Consider the following 5,466-nt stretch of genomic DNA (forward strand, 5'->3'; position numbering starts at 1 on the left):
CAGGGTTTCGTAGAACAGGATCACTTCGAACAGTTCGCGGTACACCGAGAAGAACGCCAGCACCGCAAAGCCAAACCGCCCGCCGCCGCTGACCAAACTGCTTTTGATGTAGTCCTGCCAGGCATCGGCGTGGCGGCGGTCGTGCATCCACACGCCGAGCCACAGCACCATGACGCTGGCAAACAGCGCGGTGCAGCCTTCGAGCAGTTCGCGTTGGGCGCCGCTGACGTCAATCACATAGGCGGCCAGCGCCCACGTGGCCAAGCCCGCGACCAAAGCCAGGCCCCAGCCGATGTTGACGCTGCGTACCGCCGATTGCTGGCCGGTGTTGCGCAAGAAGGCGAGGATCGCCGCCAGCACCAGAATCGCTTCCAGGCCTTCACGCAGCAGAATCAACAAACCCGAAATGTAGCTCAGGGACCAGCTCAAGCCATCGCTGCCCAGCAGCCCGGCAGACTCTTTGAGCAAGGCTTTGGCCGCGTCCAGACGCTGCTCGACCTGTTCGATTGGCAAGCCGTCCTGCAGCGATTGCCTATACGCCATCAGGGCTTTTTCGGTGGTTTTACGCACGCTGCTGTCGACGTTGTCCAGCGAGCTTTCTACCAGCTCAAAGCCTTCCAGGTAGGCCGCTACAGACAGGTCGTAGGCTTGCTCGCGATCACCCTCGCGATAGGCCGCCAGGCTTTTGTCCAGGGTTTGGCTGGTGTAGTCGAGCAACTGCGCCGGGCCGCGCTTGACCTGCGGCGGCTGTGCCCGCTGTGCGCGGAACGTGGCAGCGGCTTGCGGGCCTTCTGCGGCAAGCACTTCGCCGGGGGTCTGACGGGCCAATTCAGCGAGGTCGTAGGTTTTGTCTGCTTTAGCCGCCGCTGGGTCTGCACTCAGGCCCGCCACATAGGTGGCCAGGTCCCAGCGCTGACGGTCGTCCAGTTGGTCGGCAAAAGCAGGCATGTCGGTGCCTTCAACGCCCAGCGCCAAGGTGTTGAAAATCGCGTAGAGGCTCAGGCGGTCAAGACGCGCAGCATCGCGCAGGTTGGCCGGTGGCGGGGTCATGCCCATGCTGGCCGGGCCGTCCCCGGCGCCGGTGGCACCATGGCACACTGAGCAATGCAGGGCGTACAGCGGCTCACCGCGTGCAGGATCCGGGGTAATCACCGGCGCTTGGCTGACTTCGTACGCGACGGCCAGCTTGGCCCCTAACTGGCGCGCTTCACGGGCGACCTTGGCGCCGTCTTCGCGCTGTTCAATGGCCGATTGCAGGGCGTTAACGCCCTGTGCCAACTCCGCACGCTCAGGGCGTTCAGGCAAGTCAGCAATCAGACCCTTGAGGACGGTGAGGAACTCTAACTGTTCGTGATACTCGGTTTCGTCGATGACTTTGCCGTCTTCGACCGTAGGCGGATAGTCCGCACCGATGTAGTCAATAAGGTGCAACGCTTGGGAAGCACCTTCTGGGGAATTGGCTGAAACAGCGAGGCTGCACAACGCGAGCACTGGCACCATCAGCCAGGCCAAACAGCGCGATCGGGCGGTCATTGAAAGATCCGGGTGGAAATGAGAAGTAACACATTGTTCACTTCCAATGACCGCGACTCAAGATTTTTAGGTAGTGGCGCGGTGCAACGTCGCCAGAAACCCTGCGGCACCCACGAACAAACCGGCAAAGGTGCGGTTCAGGCGGCGCTGCTGTTTGGGCGTGCGCAGCAGACGCAAGACCTTGGACGCCAAGCCGGTGTAACCGGCCATGACGATCAGATCGACGGCGATCATGGTCACGCCCAGGGTCAGGTACTGGCTCACCAACGGTTCGTTCGGGTTCACAAACTGCGGCAGCACCGCGAGCATGAACACCAGCGCTTTGGGGTTGCTGACATTCACCAGAAAGCCACGAAACACCAGCGCCAGCGGTTTACCGATGGGGCGGATGGCCGAGTCGTCGCTGAGATCGGACGGCAAGGCACGCCACTGTTTAACGGCGAGGTAAACGAGGTAGGCCACGCCAAACCATTTGATCGCGTAGAAGGCGGAGGACGACGCGGCGAGGATGGCACCGACACCGGCGGCGACAATGAAGATTTGCAGGGCCAGACCCAGTTGCAGGCCCAGCGCATTCCAATAGCCGCGCCAGAAGCCGTATTGCAGGCCGCACGACATCGACGCAATGGCGCCTGCGCCAGGCGACAGGCTGATGACCCAGCAAGCAGCGAAAAAGGCCAACCACGTTTCCAGCGACATCGCACACCTCGGACAAAAACTGTAACAAGTCCTTAAGCTAATGCGCGGGCTGAAAATTAACCAGATGTTTTTGCGGATATTACGTGTAGGAGCGAGCTTGTCTCGCGATCTTTTTTAAGATCAAAAGATCGCGAGGCAAGCTCGCTCCTACAGAGGGAAGGGTGTTTACAGATCGCCTTCGCGCCAGCGGCGCACGGAGCGCTGGAAGAACAGGCTGTTGGGGACTTGCACCATGCTGCTGCCACTGCCGGCTTCGGCAGGCTCAACCAGGGTGGTGTACAGCAGGTTGATGGCCACGACGCGACCTTTGACCCCCGGCTTGTCGAGGGTATCGAGCAACTCCACCACGTCGCCAATGCGAAACGGCCCCACGGTGAAGATCAACACCGCGCACAGCAGGTTGGACAACACGCTCCACATGGCGAAGAAGGCAATCGCCGCCACCGCCACAAAGCCTGACAGCGCGGTCCACAACACCGTGGCCGAAACGCCAAGGCGTTCGAGAACGAAGATCACCGCGCTGCCCATGATGAACCAGCGCAACCCGCCTCGCAGCGGCAACAGCAACTGCGACGGCAAAGGGTAACGCTCGCCCAGGCGGGTCAGAAAACGCGCAACCACGCGTTGCAGGAAGTACCCCGCCAGCAGGATCAGCAAGATCTGCACGCCAATCCACAGGGGCGCGATCAACTCGGCCGGTACGGGTAAGTTGAGCGACTCCATCAGGACAGGGCTTCCAGTTCGGCTTGCAAGGTCTCAAGCACTTCCAGGGCTTCCATCCAGCGCTCTTCGAGCTGGCCTTCGAGCACTTTGAGCTTGGCCTGATCGGCCAGCAACTCACGCAGCTCATCTTTGCGCGCCGCCTCGTAGACGCCGCTGTCACCGAGGCTGGTCTCGATCCGGGCGAGCTTTTCAGTGACTTTGCCCAACTCGCTTTCGAGCTTGTCGGCTTCACGCTTGTGCGGTGCCAGTTGCTGACGCAACGCAGCCGCCGCCTGACGTTGAGCCTTTTTATCGGTCTTGTCCGGGTTGATTACGGTGTTGCTCACCGGCGCATTGCGCAGGCGGTAATCAGCCAGCCAACGGGCGTAGTCGTCGAGGTCGCCGTCGAACTCCTGGACTTTGCCATCGGCCACCAGCAAGAACTCGTCGGTGGTGCTTTTGAGCAAGTGACGATCGTGAGACACCACCAGCACCGCACCACTGAACTCTTGCAAGGCCATAGTCAGGGCCAGGCGCATTTCCAGATCAAGGTGGTTGGTCGGTTCGTCGAGCAGCAACAGGTTCGGGCGTTCCCACGCGATCAGCGCGAGGGCCAGACGGGCTTTTTCACCGCCCGAGAAGTTCAGCACCGGCTCGTCGATGCGCGCCCCGCGAAAGTCGAACCCGCCGAGGAAGTCACGCAATACTTGCTCACGCTCAGTCGGCGCCAGACGCTGCAAGTGCAGCAACGGGCTGGCCTTGGAGTCCAGTGAGTCGAGTTGATGCTGGGCAAAGTAACCGACCGACAGGTTTTCGCCGCGAGCCAGACGCCCCGCCAGCGGAACCAGCTCACCCGCCAGGTTTTTGATCAGGGTCGACTTGCCGGCACCGTTCGGGCCGAGCAAACCGATGCGGGCACCCGGCACCAGTTGCAGCTTGACCTTCTCAAGGATGGTTTTGTCGCCGTACCCCAGGCGCGCGTCCGACAAGTCGAGCAACGGGCTGGAGAGTTTGACCGCTTCACGGAACACGAAGTTGAACGGTGAGTCGACGTGGGCCGCGCTCAGTTCTTCCATGCGCTCAAGGGCCTTGATCCGGCTCTGCGCCTGACGGGCCTTGGTGGCCTGGGCCTTGAAACGGGCGATGTAGCTTTCCATGTGCGCACGTTGCGCCTGCTGCTTCTCGTAGGCCTGTTGTTGCTGGGCCAGACGCTCGGCGCGGGCACGTTCAAAGGCGCTGTAACCCCCGCGATAGAGGGTAATTTTGCGCTGTTCGACGTGAGCGATGTTATCGACCACGGCGTCGAGGAAGTCCCGGTCGTGGGAGATCAGCAGCATGGTGCCGGGGTAGCTTTTGAGGAAGTCTTCGAGCCACAGAATGGCGTCGAGGTCCAAGTGGTTGGTCGGTTCGTCGAGCAACAACAGATCGGACGGGCACATCAGGGCCTGGGCCAGGTTAAGGCGCATCCGCCAGCCGCCGGAGAAGTCGGCGACCGGGCGGTCCATTTGTTCGTTGGTAAACCCCAGCCCGGCAAGCATTTTGCGCGCCCTGGCATCGGCGGTGTAACCGTCGGCGCTGTCCAGTTCGGCATGCCAGCGCGCCTGCGCGGCACCGTCCTGGGCGGCCTCAGCCTGGGCGAGATTGGCTTGCACCTCGCGCAAGCGCTGGTCGCCATCGAGCACGTAGTCGATCGCAATGCGATCGAGGGTGTCGATTTCTTGCCGCATGTGGGCAATCCGCCAGTCGGCCGGTAGCAGACAATCCCCGGAATCAGGCGTCAACTCACCCAGCAGCAAGGCGAACAAAGTGGATTTACCGGCGCCATTGGCGCCGACCAAACCGGCTTTGTGGCCGGCGTGCAGGGTCAGCTCGGCGTCTTCTAGCAGACGCTGAGGGCCACGCTGTAAAGTCAGGTTCTGAAGTCGGATCATAATGGCCGCGGAGTCTACCAGCTTCCCTCTCAACTGGCGCGAATTGCACTATGCAGACCGATCTGTGGAATTACTGTTTGAAGGTCTATGCCCTGCCCGGCATTGAGCACGCCTGTTTAAGCCTGCAACGTCAGGGCCTGGATGTGTGCCTGCTGCTGTGCGCAGCCTGGCTGGAACACCGGCGTATCGCCTGCGATGAGGCGCGTTTTGAGTGCTTGCGGGCCTGCGCCGAGCCTTGGCAACGCGACGTCGTGCAGCCCTTGCGCCAATTACGCACGCAATGGCGCGAAGCGGCCACGCACGATGACGAACTGTCTGCGTTACTCGGGCTGATCAAAGGCTTGGAGCTGGAGGCAGAACGGACGTTATTGCGACGTCTGGAGGCGGCAACCCTGGGCTGGTTACCTGCGCAATCGCAAGACGACTGCGACTGGCTGCAAAGACTGGTCAGCGGGGTTGAACACCCTGATCACGGCGCGCTGCAAACGCTGCGCGCCGCAATCAACCACGCTTAAGAAGCGCTGGTAGGGGTTGTCGCCGGCGTAGCGGGTGTCGCCGCAGCGGGTGCAGCGGCCGGTGTTGGCGCTGCGGTTGCGGTGGC

At 61.7% G+C, this 5,466-nt stretch carries 5 protein-coding genes; 1 reads left to right on the forward strand and 4 read right to left on the reverse strand.

Annotated features, from left to right (window positions below):
- From GHO41_RS28350 to GHO41_RS28365, 4 genes are all read right to left on the reverse strand, one after another.
- Positions 1-1,533, reverse strand: a 1,533-nt coding sequence (locus tag GHO41_RS28350; RefSeq protein WP_153435267.1) for a cytochrome c/FTR1 family iron permease, incomplete at its 3' end; no start/stop codon positions are given.
- 66 nt (positions 1,534-1,599) lie between these two features.
- Entirely contained in the window at positions 1,600-2,232 is a 633-nt protein-coding gene (locus GHO41_RS28355) for a LysE family transporter (protein WP_153435268.1), read from the reverse strand.
- Positions 2,233-2,397: 165 nt separating this feature from the next.
- Positions 2,398-2,955, reverse strand: coding sequence for a mechanosensitive ion channel family protein (locus tag GHO41_RS28360; RefSeq protein WP_048390485.1), 558 nt, complete (start codon positions 2,953-2,955; stop codon positions 2,398-2,400).
- Positions 2,955-4,865 (reverse strand): ATP-binding cassette domain-containing protein, encoded by a 1,911-nt coding sequence (locus tag GHO41_RS28365; protein WP_048366904.1) that lies wholly within the window; start codon positions 4,863-4,865, stop codon positions 2,955-2,957. The genes GHO41_RS28360 and GHO41_RS28365 overlap by 1 nt, the downstream gene beginning before the upstream one ends.
- 50 nt (positions 4,866-4,915) lie before the next feature.
- Here GHO41_RS28365 and GHO41_RS28370 point away from each other — a divergent pair, with 50 nt between their 5' ends.
- Positions 4,916-5,380 carry a TIGR02444 family protein gene (locus GHO41_RS28370; RefSeq protein WP_153435269.1) on the forward strand — a complete coding sequence of 155 codons (465 nt, stop codon included), beginning with the start codon at positions 4,916-4,918 and terminating at the stop codon, positions 5,378-5,380.
- Positions 5,381-5,466 lie beyond the last annotated feature (86 nt).

It is taken from the genome of Pseudomonas sp. FSL R10-0399 (genome assembly GCF_009600165.1).
Lineage (GTDB): Bacteria > Pseudomonadota > Gammaproteobacteria > Pseudomonadales > Pseudomonadaceae > Aquipseudomonas > Aquipseudomonas helleri.